The sequence below is a fragment of the Haliea sp. genome, from assembly GCF_040221975.1.
Taxonomy (GTDB): domain Bacteria; phylum Pseudomonadota; class Gammaproteobacteria; order Pseudomonadales; family Halieaceae; genus Haliea.
The window spans coordinates 24675-41948 of record NZ_JAVJWR010000027.1 but is presented as its reverse complement, the minus strand read 5'-3'; the positions used below and the strand labels follow the sequence as shown (position 1 = coordinate 41948).

The 17274-nt window shown below is 63.1% G+C and carries 15 protein-coding genes; 3 read left to right on the top strand and 12 right to left on the bottom strand.

Going from position 1 to position 17274, the window contains the following annotated elements; translation table 11 throughout:
- Window positions 1–7: 7 nt before the first annotated feature.
- The 9 genes from RLO07_RS10965 to RLO07_RS10925 form a co-directional block, all read right to left on the bottom strand.
- A complete protein-coding gene (locus tag RLO07_RS10965) occupies window positions 8–1282 on the bottom strand; it encodes an amidohydrolase family protein (protein ID WP_462292185.1) in 1275 nt (424 codons plus the stop codon).
- Between the two features lie 130 nt (window positions 1283–1412).
- Window positions 1413–2138, bottom strand: a complete 726-nt coding sequence (locus tag RLO07_RS10960) for a hypothetical protein (protein ID WP_462292184.1) — start codon at window positions 2136–2138, stop codon at window positions 1413–1415.
- Entirely contained in the window at window positions 2135–2554 is a 420-nt protein-coding gene (locus RLO07_RS10955) for a RidA family protein (RefSeq protein ID WP_462292183.1), read from the bottom strand. The genes RLO07_RS10960 and RLO07_RS10955 overlap by 4 nt, the downstream gene beginning before the upstream one ends.
- A gap of 80 nt (window positions 2555–2634) precedes the next feature.
- On the bottom strand, window positions 2635–3123 hold the full coding sequence (locus tag RLO07_RS10950; protein ID WP_462292182.1) for a VOC family protein: 489 nt from the start codon (window positions 3121–3123) through the stop codon (window positions 2635–2637).
- Window positions 3124–3167: 44 nt separating this feature from the next.
- Window positions 3168–4493 (bottom strand): divalent metal cation transporter, encoded by a 1326-nt coding sequence (locus RLO07_RS10945; RefSeq protein ID WP_462292181.1) that lies wholly within the window; start codon window positions 4491–4493, stop codon window positions 3168–3170.
- A gap of 98 nt (window positions 4494–4591) precedes the next feature.
- Window positions 4592–6406: a DUF885 domain-containing protein gene (locus tag RLO07_RS10940; protein ID WP_462292180.1), complete on the bottom strand. Its 1815-nt coding sequence runs from the start codon at window positions 6404–6406 to the stop codon at window positions 4592–4594.
- Window positions 6407–6463: 57 nt separating this feature from the next.
- Window positions 6464–8725 carry a TonB-dependent receptor gene (locus RLO07_RS10935; RefSeq protein ID WP_462292179.1) on the bottom strand — a complete coding sequence of 754 codons (2262 nt, stop codon included), beginning with the start codon at window positions 8723–8725 and terminating at the stop codon, window positions 6464–6466.
- A gap of 180 nt (window positions 8726–8905) precedes the next feature.
- On the bottom strand, window positions 8906–10684 hold the full coding sequence (locus RLO07_RS10930) for a DUF885 domain-containing protein (protein ID WP_462292178.1): 1779 nt from the start codon (window positions 10682–10684) through the stop codon (window positions 8906–8908).
- Window positions 10685–11108: 424 nt separating this feature from the next.
- Complete coding sequence (locus RLO07_RS10925; protein ID WP_462292177.1) at window positions 11109–11882, bottom strand: hypothetical protein; 774 nt, start codon at window positions 11880–11882, stop codon at window positions 11109–11111.
- 225 nt (window positions 11883–12107) lie between these two features.
- Here RLO07_RS10925 and RLO07_RS10920 point away from each other — a divergent pair, with 225 nt between their 5' ends.
- Window positions 12108–13064, top strand: coding sequence for an alpha/beta hydrolase (locus RLO07_RS10920; protein ID WP_462292176.1), 957 nt, complete (start codon window positions 12108–12110; stop codon window positions 13062–13064).
- 23 nt (window positions 13065–13087) lie between these two features.
- Window positions 13088–14668, top strand: coding sequence for an AMP-binding protein (locus RLO07_RS10915; protein ID WP_462292175.1), 1581 nt, complete (start codon window positions 13088–13090; stop codon window positions 14666–14668).
- Window positions 14669–14749: 81 nt separating this feature from the next.
- Here the strand turns inward: RLO07_RS10915 and ycaC are convergent, their stop codons facing one another.
- Entirely contained in the window at window positions 14750–15376 is a 627-nt protein-coding gene (gene ycaC / locus RLO07_RS10910; RefSeq protein WP_462292174.1) for an isochorismate family cysteine hydrolase YcaC, read from the bottom strand.
- 189 nt (window positions 15377–15565) lie between these two features.
- Between ycaC and RLO07_RS10905 the strand changes: the two genes are divergently transcribed.
- Window positions 15566–16471 (top strand): LysR family transcriptional regulator, encoded by a 906-nt coding sequence (locus RLO07_RS10905; RefSeq protein ID WP_462292173.1) that lies wholly within the window; start codon window positions 15566–15568, stop codon window positions 16469–16471.
- A 176-nt stretch (window positions 16472–16647) separates the two neighbouring features.
- Here the strand turns inward: RLO07_RS10905 and RLO07_RS10900 are convergent, their stop codons facing one another.
- Window positions 16648–16944 carry a type II toxin-antitoxin system RelE/ParE family toxin gene (locus tag RLO07_RS10900; RefSeq protein ID WP_462292172.1) on the bottom strand — a complete coding sequence of 99 codons (297 nt, stop codon included), beginning with the start codon at window positions 16942–16944 and terminating at the stop codon, window positions 16648–16650.
- Window positions 16945–16954: 10 nt separating this feature from the next.
- Complete coding sequence (locus RLO07_RS10895) at window positions 16955–17239, bottom strand: CopG family ribbon-helix-helix protein (RefSeq protein ID WP_462292171.1); 285 nt, start codon at window positions 17237–17239, stop codon at window positions 16955–16957.
- Window positions 17240–17274 lie beyond the last annotated feature (35 nt).

Genomic DNA, 17274 nt, shown 5'->3' with positions numbered 1-17274 from the left:
ATCTGTGCTACAGGTTCCAGTCGTTGCGCACCACGGCGCCGCCCTTCATCACCAGGCCAATACTGCGCAGGGCGGAAATGTCAGCGATGGGGTTTGACTCCAGCAACAGCAGGTCGGCGTACTTGCCTTCGCTGATGGTACCGACTTCGCCCTCCACGCCCAGCAAGCGCGCGGTCTCGACGGTGGCCGAACGCAACGCCCGCAGGGGCGTCATGCCGGCATCGACGTAGAGCTCGATCTCACGCACTGAGGCAACGGTGCCTTCATTGGGCTCGAAGGGAAACTGGTCGCTGCCCATGGCGATATTGACGCCTTCATCAATGGCGGTTTGCAGCGCCTTCCAGTGCACCTTGCCCACCGAGGCGGCGCGGTCCAGGTACCACTGGGGCGAACCGATTTTCTGGAAGAATTCCAGTGCCCCGACCTGGCTGACCACGATGGTCGGCACGTACCAGGCGCCCGCGCGCTTCATCTTGCGGAACACTTCCTGGTTCAGGTAGTAGCCGTGCTCAAAGCAGTCCACGCCGGCTTCCAGTGCTTCGAGGGTAGCCTCTGGCGAACCGGAGTGGGCCGTGACCTTGAACCCGGCCCGGTGAGCGACGTCCACAGCCGCGCGCATTTCCTCCAGCGTCATGTCGGAGGCCGCAATCGACCCCGCCGGAGACGCGATGCCCTTGCTGATCATCAGTTTGAGCCAGGTCGCCCCGGCGCTGATCTGTTCGCGCGCCATGCGGGTGACCTCGTCGGGACCGTCCACACCCACCTCGCCGTGACTGGTGCCATGACCGCCCGTAGGCGCCAGCGGCAAGCCTGCGGCGTGGATCCGCGGGCCGGGAATTTCACCGCGGCGGATGGCCTTGTCCACCGCGAAAATCGCGTGCCCGCGGTCACCGGGAGCGCGAATCGTGGTGGTACCGGACAGCAGGCTGAGGCGGCCATTCTCGGCCATTCTCAGCGCCAGCTCCGCCTCGGATTCATGCTGCAGCGCCATGGAAGCGGCGCCTGGCAGCTTGAGACCGAGGTGCACGTGCATGTTCATCAGGCCGGGCACTATCCACTTGCCGCTGGCATCAATGACCCTTGCGTCCGCGGGTATGGCGACATCGCCGCGGCTGCCCACCGCCGCGATTCGCTCCCCGTCCACCAGCACCACCGCGTTGTCCAGCGCCGCGCCGTTATCGAGGTTCACCACGGAACCGCCGACCAGCGCGGTAAGCGCCGCACTGGCGGGCAGCGCCAGACTCGCGAGTGCAAGCCCGGTGGCGGCCAATAACTGTTTCACTATTCCCGTTGTCATAAGCAATATTTCCACAATGGATCGACCCTTGCAGGTCGGTAAATAAATTGATCGGGGGCTGCCTGGTTCCGGCGGGCTTCAGAACAAAGAAGGTCCAGTTCCCGCTGGAAAAAGGTCAGGCACCGCCGCTAACCTTGAGCACCCGGCCCCCCGGCAGACGCAGCGTCTTGCCGTCATAAGTTGCGCTAATGACAGCGTCGCGCGCACTGATGGTTTCGGCACCATCAGTTTCAGCCCAGCGAATCACCTCAATGAAGTAGCGGTCGCCCTGCTGGCGGTAGCGCCCGTAGCCCGTCACCGCGTAGCTGTCATCGCCGCTGACCACAAGGAAATGCTCGTCCACCAGTGCCAGCATGCCGTGCTCCAGCGCCACGATTTTCGCATCCGCGGCATCACCGATGCGACGCAGGGTCTGCACGGTGCCGCTGCCGAACACCAGGGTCAGGCCGTCGTCGTCGCGGGTGACGGCAAGGTCGTGCTCCGTCACTCCGTTGGACGACAGCGGGTTCGCGGGCGACAGGCTGAGCGTCTGCTCGGCAACCAGATGGACGCCGCCCTCAATCGCGGAATAGGGGCCGGAGTGCGCCATGGCGCTCTGCTTGAAGTAGGGCTCGCCATTGAAAACGGCCTGCTGGATGAAAGAGCCATCCTTGAACAGGAAGATGCCGGTCAGCGGCATGGACTTGCCACCGGACGAGGTCAGTCCGGTGTAGGCCCAGAGCCCCTCGACCTGCTGCATGGACGTTTCCGCCCGCGACAGCAGTGGCGTTGCCAGCAGTGCCAGCATCATGCAGGCGGTGCCCAGTGTGCGGCGGATGCTTGTGCCCTGTGTTCTGTTCATTGCTGTTCTCCTTGGCTGATCTGCGCCGTGGCTTCGATTTCAATCAGGAAATCGGGCAGGGCCAAGGCCTGCACTCCGATCCAGGTATTGGCCGCCGGCGTGACGTCCCCGTAGAACTCGGCCAGGGCGGCACCCACCGGACCCAGGCAGTCCGGGTTGTGGTTCACCACATAGGTGCGCAGGCGCACGATATCTTCCACCCCGGCGCCGGCCTCGGCGAGCACCGTCTTGAGGTTGGCCAGCGCCTGGCGTGCCTGCGCGCCAAGGTCGCTGCCACCGACCACCTGGTAGTCCCTGTCCCAGGCCACTTGGCCGGCACAGTGCACCAGGGTAGTGTCGCTTGACGCCACCGCATGGGAGAAACCGTAGGCCGTGCTTTCATACAGCTCGGCGGGATTGATGACTTTGCGTGACATGTGATCACTCTCCTTTCAATTCGTCCGGCCGCGGTCCGCGGCCATGGATAATCTTTGAGGCAGCGGTTCGCCGGCCCGGTTCAGGTGTACTGCACCAACTCGAGTTGATGCCCGAAGGGGTCGAGAACATACCAGGACAGCGAGTCCGGTGCGGGGCCGCCATCGGCAACGATGGGCCCGGCCATTGGGCGACAACCATTGGCCTGGAGGTAGTCCACCGCCGCCTGCACGTCATCGACCTGCAGACAGATATGCCGGCTGCCAACATCGCAATTGCGCGGCGGCGTGGTTGCCGCATCCGCGGGCCGCTCATACTGGAACAGCTCCATCCCCAGGTTGTCACACAGCTGCAGCATCGCGATCTGCAGGCAGGCGTCCGGCACGTTCACATGCGACTCGGTCCAGTCCCTGCCATCCCCCATGGGCGGAATTTCGCGGGCATCGAACGGGCCCATGCGGTACTTGAGCGTGGCGCCCATGACCCCGGTGTAGAACGCGATCGCCTGTTCGATGTCCGCAACCGTCAGGGATACGTGGTCAGCGCGCCGGAATGTTGGTTGGCCAGTCATTGTGATCTCCTGCAAAGCCTGTGTTGTGGAATACGCCTGCGTCGCTACGAGAACAGCGCCGCCATATAGTCGGGGAATTTCTGTGCCGCCAGCACCAGCGACAGCAGCAGACCCACCCCGAGGATTGCATTGCGCCACCACTCGGTGGGCACGTCGTGCATGACTTTCCGGCTGTTGGCAAGGTACAGCAATATGACAAAGACCAACGGGATCACCAGCACGTTGATGCCCATCAGCAGCACGACCTTGAGCAGCGCCGGGAAACTCCAGTGCGGCGCCAGGAGCGCGGCCCCCAGCACCAGGACTACCACGATGGCGTGATAGGCCTTGTTGTCGGCGGCGAAACGCCACTGCCGGCCCACTGTGTCCAGCATAAAGTAGGCGGTTACCTGGGCGGCGACCACCAGGGTGGTCAGCGCGGCCATAAACACGCCCACAGAGAACACAATGGGACCGAGAAAGGCCAGGCGCTCGGGAAATACGCCGTGCAGAACTTGAGAAGCTTCGGAGACATCGGCCAGCGAGGCGTGATGGGCCAGCGGGTACAGCGCGAAGCCGCCCGCGATGACTACGAAGATGGCGTAGGCGCCGAAGATCAGGCCCAGATTCACCACCGCGCGGCGAAACGCCTTCTTCAGACCATGGGGATCGACACCCGAGTCTGCCGCCAGATACGGCATGCCGAGCAGCGCCGCGGGGGCGATCGCGCTGCCCACCATCGCGGTGATGGAAGCGACCGAGGAGCGCGCTGTCTCCGTACCCGGCACGGGCAGGTCTTCCGGTACGGCGGGCACCATTCCGGCGAGGATATCCCGCCACTCGGAGAAGCCGCGGAAAGCCACCAGCAGGAAACAGAAGAACATCAATACCATCATCACGGTCATGACGTTCTGCATGCGGTCGAAGCCACGGGAGAACACCAGCCAGAGGATCGCCACAGCGATCACCAGAGACAGCGTCATGTCCGTGAGCAGGGCTCCGCCGGCACCAGAACTCGCCGCCGGCAGGCCCAGGGTGGACGCGACCACGGAACTCATCACGGACAGCTGGCCCATCACGATCAACAGGTGGACGGGCACATTGACCAGCAGGAGCGCCCAGGCCAACCCGGGCGTGATGCGCTTGCAGATCAGCGCGAACATACCCTCGTCGGGGTTGCAGGCACCAATCCGCGATGCGGTATCGACCGACACCACGAACACCGGCAGCATGCACAGCACTACCCACAACAGTTCGTAGCGGAACCAGGCGCCGGCAAGCAGAAAGGAGGCAACGGCCCCGGCACCCATGGTCCCCGCAGCGATGACAGCGGTGGGTCCGACGATATCGCGGACCAGGCGTACCGGTGCGGCAGCGACAGCCCTAAGCACGGGGCAACAACCCCGCACGGCCGCTGGCGCTGTTGCGTCGTTTCACTCTGTCCATCGTCATAAGCACTGCTTCCAGATTCGGGTCGACCGTAACAGGTCTAGAAATTGACGGGTTGCCTGTCGGCGAGCCCGGCCGCCTGCACGGCAAGACTACTCTCTATCCAGCGATCTATGCTGCTGTCCATTACGTCCAGCGGCAAGTAGCCGTTCTCCAGCACCGCCCGGTGAAAGGCGCGAATATCGAACTGCTCGCCCAGCGCTGCCCGCGCCCGCGCCCGGGCCTCGAGAATGCGCCGCATGCCCACCTTGAACGAGGTCGCCTGGCCCGGTACCGCAATATAGCGATTTACCGCGCGCACATTGGCCGCGTGGGGACTGGGCGTTGTCTCATCCAGGTAGCGAATCGCCTCTTCCCGGGACCAGCGCCTGGCGTGCAGGCCGGTGTCCACCACCAGCCGGCAGGCGCGCCACAACTCCGCCGCCAGGCGCCCGAAATTTGCATAGGGGTCCTGGTAGAAACCGATGTCCGCTGCCAACTGTTCCGCATACAGGGCCCAGCCCTCGACAAAGGCGGTGTTGAGCCACCAGACATTCTGCTGGCGCAGGGCCGGGATGCCCGGATCCGCACTGATTGCCGAGATCTGCAGGTGGTGCCCCGGCAGGGTCTCGTGATACACCAGCGCCTCAAGGTCATAGACAGGCACCGCGGCCATGTCATGCAGGTTCAGGTAAAAGCGCGCCGGGCGCCCGGCGGAGCCCGCCTGGTAGAAAGCACCCGGTGCCGACTCTTCCCGATAGGCCTCGAACCGCAGGATCTCAAGCTCCTGGGTGGGCGGGTCAAACACCAGTTCCGGCAGGCGCGCCTGCATCGCCCCGAACAAGGACTGCGCCCGGGCCAGGAATTGCGCCCGGCCTTCGGCATCGTTACTCAGGTAAAACTGCGGCGAGCTGCGCATGTGCTGGAAAAACCCGGGCAGGTCGCCGTCAAATCCAACCTGCTCGACGATGGTCCGCATTGCACCGTGAATCCGCTCGACCTCGGCCAGCCCGTAGGCATGCAGCTCATCTGCGCTCAGCCGGGTGGTTGTGAACTGGCGCAACAGGAAAGCGTAGAACGCGTCGCCGTCGGGCATCTGCCAGACTCCGCCCTCGCGGACGGCACCGCTCTGGTGTTCCGCCAGTATGGCGATCAGGGAATGGTAAGCCTCGCGGTAGGGCCCGAGCAGAGCCGCGCGGACACGCTCAAGGTGGGCGTCCCTCGCGGAGTCCTCCAGGGCGCCCTGCTGCAAACGCTGTCTTACCGAGGACCAGACCGGGTTATCCGCGCCATCGTCAAAGGGCGCGCCGCTGATGATCTGGCGGGAACCCTCGATCAACAGCGGATACAGGCTGGCCGGCAGGCCGCCCGCCACCTCACGCTGCCGCGCCAGCTGTGCTTCCAGCTGGGCCAGCAACGACGGCACGCCCGCCAGGTCCCGCAGCAGCGCATCCACCTCCGCCGCTGAACTCAGTGGTCCGCCCTGGGCCAGACGACCCGGGATCTCAAGATGGGTGCCAACGATCTGGTTGACCGGGTACCCATGGCCGCGCCAGCGATGGCGCTCCAGCAACAACTCCAGCTCGTAAACCAGCGCGTCATACTGGGTCCGCGCTCTTGGTCCCAGTTCGGCGGGCTGGAATTCCTTACGCAGCGTTGCCAGCTGCTGCCTGACCACCGCGATGTCAGCGTCCTCCGCGGCGGGGGAGAGGTCGGGCCAGCCACCCCCCGCAGGCAGCGCCGCGGCGCCGCCTGCGAGTTCGGGCCTGCTGGCCTGCCGATACTCAAGGACTGACTCGATAAAGTCCGCCAGCCTCGCCTCCGGGGCCGGTGACCCGGCGGCCAGTGCCGCACCACCGGAGGCTACTAGCAGCAACGCTGTCGCGAGCCTCCTCACGCCGCTACCCGATACCGCGGGAGAGAAGCAGCCCACTTACAGCGTCCGCAGGGTTACGCGCACACCAAAGGTCTGGTAGGAAGGCTGCACATGCAGGCCGCCCAGGAAGGCCTTCTGGTAGGCGTTGGTGTAGTACTCCTCGTCAAACAGGTTTTCCACGTAGGCGGTTACGCTGAAGCGATCGGTCTCAACCCCGGCTCGGAGGTTGAAGTGATCATAGCTGGGCACCTGGAACGGGAAACCTTCATCCTGGCGCACCAGGGAAACCAGGTCGGGCAGGATATCGTCCCGATGGAACCACTCGAGACGGACAAAGCTGTCGTAGCCGCCGGCGAAGGTAAAGCGGTACTCGGCGTCAGCACCGAAAGTCCATTCAGGCGCGTTCGGCATGGACTGGCCGCTCAGGTCGTAGAGAGCGCCGTCGACGAAGGCGTTGGTGAAATCATCAAACTCCGAGTCGACATAGCCCGCGGAGAAATTGACTGCGAAGTTCTCGCTAACGGCCGCGGATATCTCCAGTTCACCACCCAGGGATGTGGCAGAGGCCGCGTTCTGGATGCCGGAGTTGAAAACAATGAGACCCTCGTCATTGGTTGCGGCAACAGCGTAAGAGGCCTGCAGGTCATCCCACTCCAGGTAAAACAGCGAGCCGTTGAGGCGCAGACGGTTGTCCAGCAACTCGGACTTGAAGCCCAGCTCGTAGTTCCACAACTCTTCTGGGTCGTAGTCGGACTGTTCAAAGTCGCTGCCCAGCTGAACCCCACCGGCCTTGAAGCCCTTGGACACTGTGGCAAACACGCTCATGTCCTCGCCGAGGGCGTAGCGCAACGATACCTTGGGCGAAAAGTCAGTGAAGTCCGCCTCGTCTTCGACAAAACCATTGATCACGCCGGATGACAGGTTGTACTGGGACACTTCGACTTCGTCCCTGGTATAACGGCCACCGAACACCAGGTCCAGCTGGTTGTTGAGGTGCCAGGTCAGCTCACCGAAGATCGCTGCGCTGGTGCTCTCGTTTTCACCCACCGAAGCTGTAATCTGGAAGTCCTCCGGCAGGCCAAACAGGCCGCCGGCACCGGCGAAGGTCTGCTGGAAAATATCACCTTCGTCCTTGCTGTAAATCACCCCCACCGTCCAGTCCAGGGTTTCGTTGCCAGCGGACTGCAGGCGGAACTCCTGGCTGAAGGATTCACGGCTGATCGGCTTTTCCTCGTAGATCAGATCCTGGCTGCTGCCGTCGATATCACCACGGAGGAAGGTGTCGGACTCAATGTAGCCGGTGATGCCAACCAGGCTGAAGGCATCCAGTTCGTATTCAAACTTGGCAGTGTAGAGCTCCCATTTGGAGCCCACCTCCTGTGGCCGGTCGAAATTGACCCGGTCAGTATTCTCCGGGAAAAAGCCCACGCCATCGGGATCCGCCACGTTGCCGTAGAGACTGGCGGCAAACCTCGACATCACACCCGAGGGGACACCCTCGCGCATGCCGACAACCTCATCCGAGGTGGTGGCCATCAGGTCCACGGTCAAGCGGTCCGTCGGCGTGTAGCGGGCGCTGAGTCGGCCGTACTCGTATTCGGAGTCGTTGCCGCCGCCTGTAGGGTTGATGTTCTTGATGTAGCCGTCGCTCTCGGAATACTTGTAGTTGGCCCGCACCGCCAGCACGTTGTCGATCAGCGGCATGTTGATTACGCCCTCGATGTCGCGGGTGTCGTAGCGAGCCAGCTCGCCCGATATCTGGGCGAAGAATTCCTGGTCCGGCTTGGCCGTGGAGATGTTGACGGCGCCGCCGACCGCGTTGCGGCCAAAGTAGGTGCCCTGTGGCCCGCGCAGCACTTCGATACGCTCCAGGTCCATCACCCCCGGGTTTGCGGTCGCACTGACCACGTTGACGTCATCCAGGTAGAAAGCGAAGGTGCTCGCGCGCACCAGGGCCTCAGTGGTATCGAGCTGGTTGGTCACGCCGCGAATGCTCAGCTCCTTGCGGTCGCGAGAACCGGTGGAGATGTAGCTCACATTGGGGGTCCGGGAAAAATAGCCCTCGATGCCCTTGAACATGTTGCGCTCAATGGAATCGGCGGAGAATGCGGTAATACTGACCGGCACGTCCTGCAGTGATTCCTCCCGACGGCGGGAAGTCACCACCACTTCCTCGATCATTACCCGATTGGCATCCTGCTGGGCCGAGGCCGCGCCGGACCAGACCGCGGCGGCACCTGACACGACCAGTCCGGGTATTAATGCCGCGGCACTGGTGATGCCGCTGCAGATCAATTTCCGTTGCCATTGCTTGCTCATGTTGCTTTCCCTCATAGAAAGATAATTCCCTGGCCAATGTCGGCCATGTTCGTGATGCCCCGAAACCCGTGGCACAAGCGCTGTGATCGACCCCTGAACCGTATACTTGTTAGCAGTGACATTTAAAGCCAGAAAGTGTTGCCTGCTGAGCAACAGACAATAGCCGGGTCTGCATCCGCGTCATGCCTGCCGTGCCAGCCAACGCTCCACCACATTTTCCAGCACCGCCATCGGCACACTGCCGGCCAACAGCACGGTGCGGTGAAACTCGCGCAAATCGAAGTCGTCACCCAGCTGCTGTTCGGCGCGGGCCCGCATTTCCTGGATCTTTAGCTCGCCGATCTTGTAGGCCAGCGCCTGCCCCGGATAGGAGGCATAGCGCTCCACTTCTGCCCGGGCCTCGGCCTCACTCAGTGAGGAGTGCTCCAACATCCAACGAATGCCGTCTTCCACCGACCACCCCAGGGCGTGAATTCCGGTATCAATCACCAGCCGATTGGCCCGCATCATCTCGTAGTTGAAATAACCGTAACGCTGCCAGGGGTCTTCAAGCAGTCCCAGTTTCCTGGCCAGGGACTCGGCGTACAGGGCCCAGCCCTCGCCAAAGGCCGTAGTAGACTCGAAACGACGAAACGCAGGTACATTCTCCACTTCCCGGGCAATCGCCATCTGGAAGTGATGTCCGGGGAGCCCCTCGTGTACCGACAGCGTGGTCAGGTTGAAACGACTGGTGATCCCCGGGGAGTGGATGTTTATCCAGAGGATACCCGGCCGCGAGCCGTCGGCGGCCGCCGCCTGGAAATAGCCATTGCCCTGGAGGGTGCGCGAGGAGTCCGGGAGCGCCCGGATCTCGTACGCGGCCTTCGGCATCAGGTCGAACATCTCCGGCAACACGCCGTAGATATCGTCGCGCCGGGCATTGAAGTCGGGCACGATCTGATCGCGCTCATCGCCAGCATAGTAGAGGGCGAGATCATTCCTGGCGTGCTCGAACAGCGCCTGCACATCACCCTCAATACCAAGCTCCGCCTGCAATGCGCGAAAGCCATCCATGATCCGGCAGACCTCGGCACGCCCCAGCCTGTGTACCTCCTCTGCTTCCATATAGGTCGTCGTGTGCTCGCGCACATAATGCTGGTACAGCTCCCGCCCGGCGGGCAGCGCCACCAGGCCCACCGTGGCGCGAGCGTGCTGCAGATAGCTGTCCTGCAGATAGTCGTGCAGCCGCTGATAGGCCGGCTGGATCACCCCGGCGATACTGGCCTCGTGGCGCTGGCGCAGATCGGCTGCCGCAGTATCGTCGATTGTCGCTGGCAGCGAAGCCAACGGCGTCCAGAACTGGGTCTCGCGGGGACCCTTGCCGAGATGGATAGACAGCTGGGGCAGGATCCTCTCGACCACCATCCGCGGCAGGACCACCCCCGCCTCAACCCCTTCCTCCAGCCGCAAAATCGCCTGATCTACCCAGCGGGCGAAGCCCTTTGCCCGCACCAGGGCCTGTTCATAGTGAAATTGGGTCTGGAACGGATAGGTACCCGAGCCCGCCGCCGATTCCGCAAACCGGATATGCTGGCCCCGGAACTGGTCCAGCGGCAGCATCCTTGCCCGCGCAAACAGGTCGCTGCCATAGAAGCGACGGTCCTGCTGCAGGCGCCAGGCCAGGAAATCGTAGCTGACCTGCTCGCCTTCACTCAGGCTCTCGGCGTCTACAGCCTGCAGGCGGGCACGGTAAGTGTCGACCAGGGCCAGCATGGCCGTGTGCCAGTCACCCTCCAGCGAGCGATCAAAGCGGCCGGGGTGCCGGTAATCTCCCTGGGACAGGGCCCTGTCTGGCTGCAGCGCCAGGAGCTCCTCCCAGTAATCGTCGAACAGGCTGCCGCCGGCGCCAGGCTCCCCGGCCGCCACGGTCGGGGGAGTCTGCGCAAGCGCCACCACGGCCAGGGCCAGTGACAACGCCATCCACTTCCCGATCGAAACTCTCCAGCGCGCCACGTGTCGCCCCTCCCCTGCTGCCACCCCTCTGGACGAGGAGCCGCACGTTCCAAAGACCACAGTTTTAACAGGCGAACAGGGGCATTGGTAATCCATTATTGTTGCCTTTGAAGCAACACACACTGGCTAGTACTCACACTCTGCCACAGCTATCGGGAGCGGCGGCGATAGCGCAATTCAAATTGATGTAGCGCAGGTCGGTACGTCATCCCGGCCACGCCCGGGAAGGCTATGCCGGTATACTCGCTTGTTTTGCCGAGTTAGACAGTTCCAGGGGGGGCCCCGGGAGGATGAAAGCGCGCTCTTGAGAGCACCTGGCAACACCCCGCTAAGGGGTGTAGTCGCGGATGGAGGCAGTCGAACCCTGCCTCCCTATCGATACCGGCGGAATTCAGCCGCCGGTGCGGCGGCGCAGGTACTGGATGCCGAACAGAGCCAGCATAAAGCTGAGCATGCCCAGAACCACAGGGTTTGTTACCGGAACAGCGATGGCAGTGAATCCGGAAGCGGCGAGCAGGGCCATATCCCAATCCGCGCGCTGCGCGGGAGTGTCACCACAACACCAGTCCCAGGAAAGATAGGTCACCGAGCCGCTGCCAAATGAAGCGGAAGCAACATGGGTTTCCCCACTCAATTCATAGGCGCTCAGCACTGAGGGCGGAATGGACGCCGTGTCGATAGTCAGGTGATCATTCAGAGTTGGCAAGGAAGCGGGCGCGCTGGCGAAATTGCTTGAGTCCCCGGCAGACGTCCGCGGGATTGGCGGTGTACCCGATCCCGAGGTAGAGGTTCCGTCCGTCATCGTAGTACCCAGTATCTCGTTCATCAGGGCAATATTTTCCGACGAACGCAGCAGAAGAAGCGCACCGCCGCCACTGACAAAGTCTGCGATATCACTGCGCACGGCGGGGGACAGCCCCGCAACCTGGCCTGATTGCCCCTGGAATATCACACTGGCGCTGGCCAGGGCTGTTCCCCACTCGCCATCGCTACTCCCATCGAAGGGCACCGCGGCCCCCCCCAGAGACGCAGCGAGCTCCGCAGCGGCGGTTGCAATTTCCCCGCTGTGGCTGGTGTTGTCCGAATAGTATACGGACTGCGCACTCGCCAGCCCCGACACAAGCAGCAACGCTGCCCCATAAATCCAGAATGTGAGCTTGTTCATACCCCTACTCCTTATCAAAAGCTTCCCCATGCTATCCGGAACTCTGGCACACGAATCGGCCAAGTTCAATCCGCAGTGCACAACATCCACAATGCGCGAATAAAAACGGCCGATGACTTGCCAGAGGTATCTATACTTGTACCCGCAACGCAGTCACCGGGGCTGACACTCCAGGGCCCGCCGTTCGACAATAGAACCCCAAATCCTGCACAGGAACCAGCTCCAATGAAATACAACATAGACCCCGAACTGCGCCCCATCCTCGACCTGCTGCCGCCCTTCGATCTCAGGGAGCCGCAGGTGATGCGCGCGACCATGGACGCCATGGTGGCCCCGGCCAATGCGGAACTGGATACCAGCGGCCTCGACATCAGCGAGCACAAGGCTCCCGGCGCCGCCGGCGACCCTGAGGTACCGGTGCGGGTGTACCGGCCCGCCAATGCCGCCGGGGCGCTGCCCGGACTGGTCTATCTGCACGGAGGCGGTTTCGTCTTCGGCAACCTCGAGAGCGAGCACGCGACCTGTGTCGCCCTGTGCCGCAACCTGGGCATCGTGGTGGTGTCGGTGGACTACCGGCTGTCGCCGGAGACCGCCTTCCCCGGCCCGCTGGAAGACTGCTACGCCGCCCTCTGCTGGACCCACGCCCAGTGCGACAGTCTGGGCATTGACGCTCGCCGCCTCGGCATCATGGGCCAGAGTGCCGGCGCCTGCCTGGCCGCGGCCACGACCCTGGCGACCCGGGAACGCGGCGGCCCGGCCCTGTGCTACCAGTTCCTGTCCATTCCAGTACTGGACGACCGGCTCGACACCCCCAGCATGACGGCCTTCACCGACACTCCCATCTGGCACCGGCCCAACGCCGAGCAAAGTTGGGACTATTACCTGGGCAGCAACTACCAGCGCGGCGCCGACAATGTCCCGGCTCTGGCCGCCCCGGCCCGGGAACAGGACCTGGCCGGCCTGCCCCCCGCCTGCATCACTGCCATGGAATTCGACCCGCTGCGTGACGAGGCCCTGATCTACGCCCAGCGCTTGCTGGCCGCGGGCGTCTCCGCCGAGATCCACTGCTATCCAGGCACGTTCCACGGCTCCAGCATGGTGGTGGACGCCGCCCTCAGCAAACGCGGCGTGGCAGACATGTTCACCGCGCTGGCCCGCGGCCTCTGCATCGACCCGCAGTAATCACTGTCAGGAGCAACAGCAAAATGGATAACAATGCGCTTTACCACCCGCCCCTGATGCCGCACCTGCTGATCGAGGGCCTGAACCGCTATCACGACCAGCCCTGCCTGTTCCTGGGGGACAAGGTCGCCACCTACCGCGAGGTGCGCGAGCGCACCAGCCAGCTGGTGCAGGCCCTGCAGTCCCTGGGCCTGGGCCGCGGCAGCCGGGTGGCGGTGATCTCCGGCAACCGCCCCGAGGTGCTGTCCAACATTGCAGCGATGCAACTGGCGGGCTGCATAGGTACGCCCCTGCACCCGCTGGGCTCGCTGGAGGATCACGCCTACGTGCTGGAGGCGGCGGAAATCGACGCCCTGGTTTTCGACCCGACGGCTTTCGATGCCCACGCCGGCGCCCTGCAGCAACGGGTCCCGGGGGTGAAACATCTGCTGGCCTTTGGCCCCAGCGACAGCGGCATCGACTATCTGCAACTGGCGGACGGCTTCACGCCCCAACCGCTGGTGGCGCCGGACGTGAACCCGGAGGACATTGCCTCGGTCAATTTCACCGGTGGCACCACCGGCAAGCCCAAGGGGGTAATGAGCAGCTACCGGGTCACCAGCTACATGACCCAGATCCAGCTGGCGGAGTGGGAATTCCCGGAGGACCTGCGGATGTTGATCGCCACCCCCCTGTCCCACGCGGCGGCGGCCTTCTTCATCCCGGTGCTGCAGAAAGGTGGCGCCTTCTATGTGATGCAGGGTTTCAGCCCCGACGGTTTCTTCGACATGGTCGAGCAGCACCGGATCACCGCCACCATGCTGGTGCCGGTGATGCTCTACTTCCTGCTGGATTCGCCGCGGGCCAAGACCGCCGACATGTCGAGCATGGAATCCATCTTCTACGGCGCCTCGCCGATGAGCCCGGCGCGCCTCACGCAGGCCATCGAAATGTGGGGGCCGGTGTTCTACCAGTTCTTCGGCCAGTCCGAGGCGCCGATGGTGATCGCCAACATGCGCCGCGGTGATCACGATCTCAGCAAGCCCGAGCGCCTGGCGGCCTGCGGCCGGCCTTCGCCCTGGGTGCACCTGGCACTGCTGGACGGCGACGGCAACCCCGCGCCTGCCGGAGAGCCCGGCGAGATCTGCGTGCGCGGGCCGCTGGTCATGACCGGCTACAAGGACATGCCGGAAGCCACCGCCGAAGCCTTTGCCGGCGGCTGGCTGCATACCGGCGACGTCGGCCGGCTGGATGAAGACGGCTTCCTGCATATCGTCGACCGCACCAAGGACATGATCGTGACCGGCGGCTTCAACGTCTATCCGCGGGAAGTGGAGGATGTACTGTCGCGGCACGATGCCGTACAGCAGGTGGTGGTGATCGGCGTGCCCGACGAACAGTGGGGCGAGGCGGTGAAGGCGGTGGTGGTGGTCAAGCCCGGCGTGAACGCGGACGAAGCCCTGGCCGCCGCCCTGAAACAGCAGGTGAAGGACGCCAAGGGCTCCGTGCAGGCGCCCAAGAGCGTGGACTTCGTCGACGCCATCCCGCTGACACCGGTGGGCAAGCCGGACAAGAAGGCGGTGCGGGCGCGCTACTGGGGGGACCAGAAGCGCGGGGTCAGCTAGGCCTGAGCGCCACACCAATAAGCACCGGCAAGCACGGTAACGGCAAAGCCGCCCCGTTCGATGACCGGCAGCGTCGCCGGTTCAGCGACCGCTCTGCAGCGTGCTGTAACTGGTGATGAGGTTGCGATAATCGGGAATATGGTTGGAGAACAGTGCTCCCAGCCCCTCGACATCATTGCGCCAGTCGCGGTGCAACTCACAGGCAGTGCCGAACCAGGTCATCAACTGCGCGCCAGCTGCGGCCATGCGTTGCCACGCCGCATCCCGCGTCATCGGGTTGAAAGTACCGGAGGCATCGGTCACCACGAACACCTCAAAACCCTCCTCAATGGCCGAGAGTACCGGGAAGGCGACGCAGACTTCGGTCACCACGCCGGCGATTATCAGCTGCTTCTTGCCGGTGGCGCGCACGGCCGCAAGAAAGTCTTCGTTGTCCCAGGCATTGATCTGCCCCGGGCGAGGGATGAAGGGCGCATCGGGGAAGATGTCCTTCAGCTCCGGCACCAGGGGGCCATTGGGGCCGTCCTCGAAGCTGGTGGTCAGGATAGTGGGCAGCTGGAAGTACTTCGCCAGGTCGGCGAGCGCCAGCACATTGTTCTTGAACACATCCGGATTGATGTCGCGTACCAGTGACAATAAACCGGCCTGGTGATCTACCAGCAGGACGGCGGCATTGTCCTTGTCGAGACGGGCATATTGCTTACTCATGGGTCTACCTCCTCGGGGTAATCAAGCTGTCATGAATACCCGGGGCACCCTTGGGAAAATCTTCCAAGCCTGCACCAGGTTGATGTAGATTATTATTGGGACGACAATTGCGGTAGAAGCCATTATTGCAACTCACTGTTCTATTTTTGGGACTATTTTTGTCATTCCCACGCACAAGAGAGCCTGGCAATGCAGAATCTCAACGATCTCTACTACTACGTCCAGGTAGTCGACCACGGCGGCTTCGCTCCTGCCGGCCGCGCACTCGGCGTACCCAAGTCGAAACTCAGCCGACGTATCGCCCTGCTTGAGGAGCGGCTGGGAGTGCGCCTCGTGCATCGTTCGACGCGGCAATTCCGGGTCAGCGAGGTGGGTCAAACCTATTACGATCACTGCCGTGCCATGCTGGTAGAGGCCGAAGCGGCCCAGGATGCCATCGACATGGTGCATTCCGAACCACGCGGCATAGTCCGCCTTAGCTGTCCGGTAGCGCTGTTGCAGGCACATGTAGCCGGGATGCTGGCAGATTTCATGGTTCGCTACCCCATGGTCAAGGTGCACCTGGATGCCACCAATCGCAGGATTGATGTGTTGGCGGAGGGATTTGACGTGGCAATCCGGGTACGACCGGCACCCTTGGCTGATACTGAACTGGTAATGCGGGTGCTGTCCCACCGTAGCCAGTGCCTGATGGCAGCACCATCACTGGTGCAACGTTTCGGCATGCCATCCGAACCTGCGTCCCTGAGTTCCTGGCCCAGCCTCGGTCTGGGCGGGCCGGAAGAGAGCTACCAATGGGTTCTGCATGGACCAGAGCTCGCCAGCGTCACCATTGAACACCAGCCACGCTACATCACCACGGATATGGTGGCCCTGCGCGATGCCGCATTGGCGGGAGTCGGCGTGGTGCAGTTGCCGACACTCGTGGTGCGCGAGGAACTGGCCGCCGGCGGGCTGATCAGCGTTCTGCCCGGCTGGGCACCGCGGCGAGAAATCATCCACGCCGTGTTCCCGTCCCGCCGCGGCATGTTGCCGGCGGTACGGGCACTACTGGATCACCTTGCCGATGCCTACGCATCGATGGACGAGGATTGACCATTGCCCCGACCCAGTCACAGCAGATTTGCGGTAATGAACCCCGCGCAGCGCTCGAAGGATGTTCTGGCGCCAGGCCACTTCCTCTGTCCGCTGCGCGGCCATTCAGCTTGTTCGCGGGCGATTTATCGCCCAGAGACTGGGCTCCCACCAAGACTCCGCTTCCACGGCAGTCATTAGGGCGCCAGGTAGCCTGCCTCTCGCTGACTGCGTACCGCCAACACAAAAACGACATCGATAGCGGACACGTAACGGTACAGGGCAATGTAACCCTGACTTCGCCGGCCAATCACCAGCTCGCGCAAGTCATCGCCAGTCGGGCGACCGAGCAGCGGATTATCCTCCAGTACGGTAATTGCCCGGTTAATCGCGGTGATACGCGCGGCTGTGTCCGCAGCCTCGTGCTCGACAAGATGGGCAAAAATGCGCTCCAGATCTTCGCCGACCTGAGGTGCAAGCTCGATTCTTGTCATTGATCAAACGTCAACGGGAAAGCTTGCGTGCCAATGGCGGGGTCGATTTCTTTCCCGCCAGCCGGTCTTCCAGATAATCGCGCATGCTGGACCAGGGTATCGTTTTGCCAGAGGCGAGGATTTCCGCGTAGCGCTGTTCCGCAGTATCGTGCATTTCATTACGCTGCTCTTCAGCGGCCAGACGCTCGGCAATGGCATCCAGAATCAGCGCATGTGAGGTTGTCCCGGCCCGCTCAGCAACCAGGGCAAGGCGCTCCTTGAGGTCATCGGGGAGTCGAACGGTTGTTGTCGACATCGGCTTGGCGCTCCAACTGAATGCTTGACCAGCAA

What these genes read in the sequence shown, in the direction of transcription:
- RLO07_RS10960 (WP_462292184.1), bottom strand. Translation starts at nt 2,138, where the DNA reads ATGAACAGAACACAGGGCACAAGCATCCGCCGCACACTGGGCACCGCC.
- RLO07_RS10930 (WP_462292178.1), bottom strand. Translation starts at nt 10,684, where the DNA reads ATGGCGTTGTCACTGGCCCTGGCCGTGGTGGCGCTTGCGCAGACTCCC.
- RLO07_RS10920 (WP_462292176.1), top strand. Translation starts at nt 12,108, where the DNA reads ATGAAATACAACATAGACCCCGAACTGCGCCCCATCCTCGACCTGCTG.
- RLO07_RS10900 (WP_462292172.1), bottom strand. Translation starts at nt 16,944, where the DNA reads ATGACAAGAATCGAGCTTGCACCTCAGGTCGGCGAAGATCTGGAGCGC.
- RLO07_RS10895 (WP_462292171.1), bottom strand. Translation starts at nt 17,239, where the DNA reads ATGTCGACAACAACCGTTCGACTCCCCGATGACCTCAAGGAGCGCCTT.
- ycaC (WP_462292174.1), bottom strand. Translation starts at nt 15,376, where the DNA reads ATGAGTAAGCAATATGCCCGTCTCGACAAGGACAATGCCGCCGTCCTG.
- RLO07_RS10935 (WP_462292179.1), bottom strand. Translation starts at nt 8,725, where the DNA reads ATGAGCAAGCAATGGCAACGGAAATTGATCTGCAGCGGCATCACCAGT.
- RLO07_RS10915 (WP_462292175.1), top strand. Translation starts at nt 13,088, where the DNA reads ATGGATAACAATGCGCTTTACCACCCGCCCCTGATGCCGCACCTGCTG.
- RLO07_RS10950 (WP_462292182.1), bottom strand. Translation starts at nt 3,123, where the DNA reads ATGACTGGCCAACCAACATTCCGGCGCGCTGACCACGTATCCCTGACG.
- RLO07_RS10905 (WP_462292173.1), top strand. Translation starts at nt 15,566, where the DNA reads ATGCAGAATCTCAACGATCTCTACTACTACGTCCAGGTAGTCGACCAC.
- RLO07_RS10925 (WP_462292177.1), bottom strand. Translation starts at nt 11,882, where the DNA reads ATGAACAAGCTCACATTCTGGATTTATGGGGCAGCGTTGCTGCTTGTG.
- RLO07_RS10955 (WP_462292183.1), bottom strand. Translation starts at nt 2,554, where the DNA reads ATGTCACGCAAAGTCATCAATCCCGCCGAGCTGTATGAAAGCACGGCC.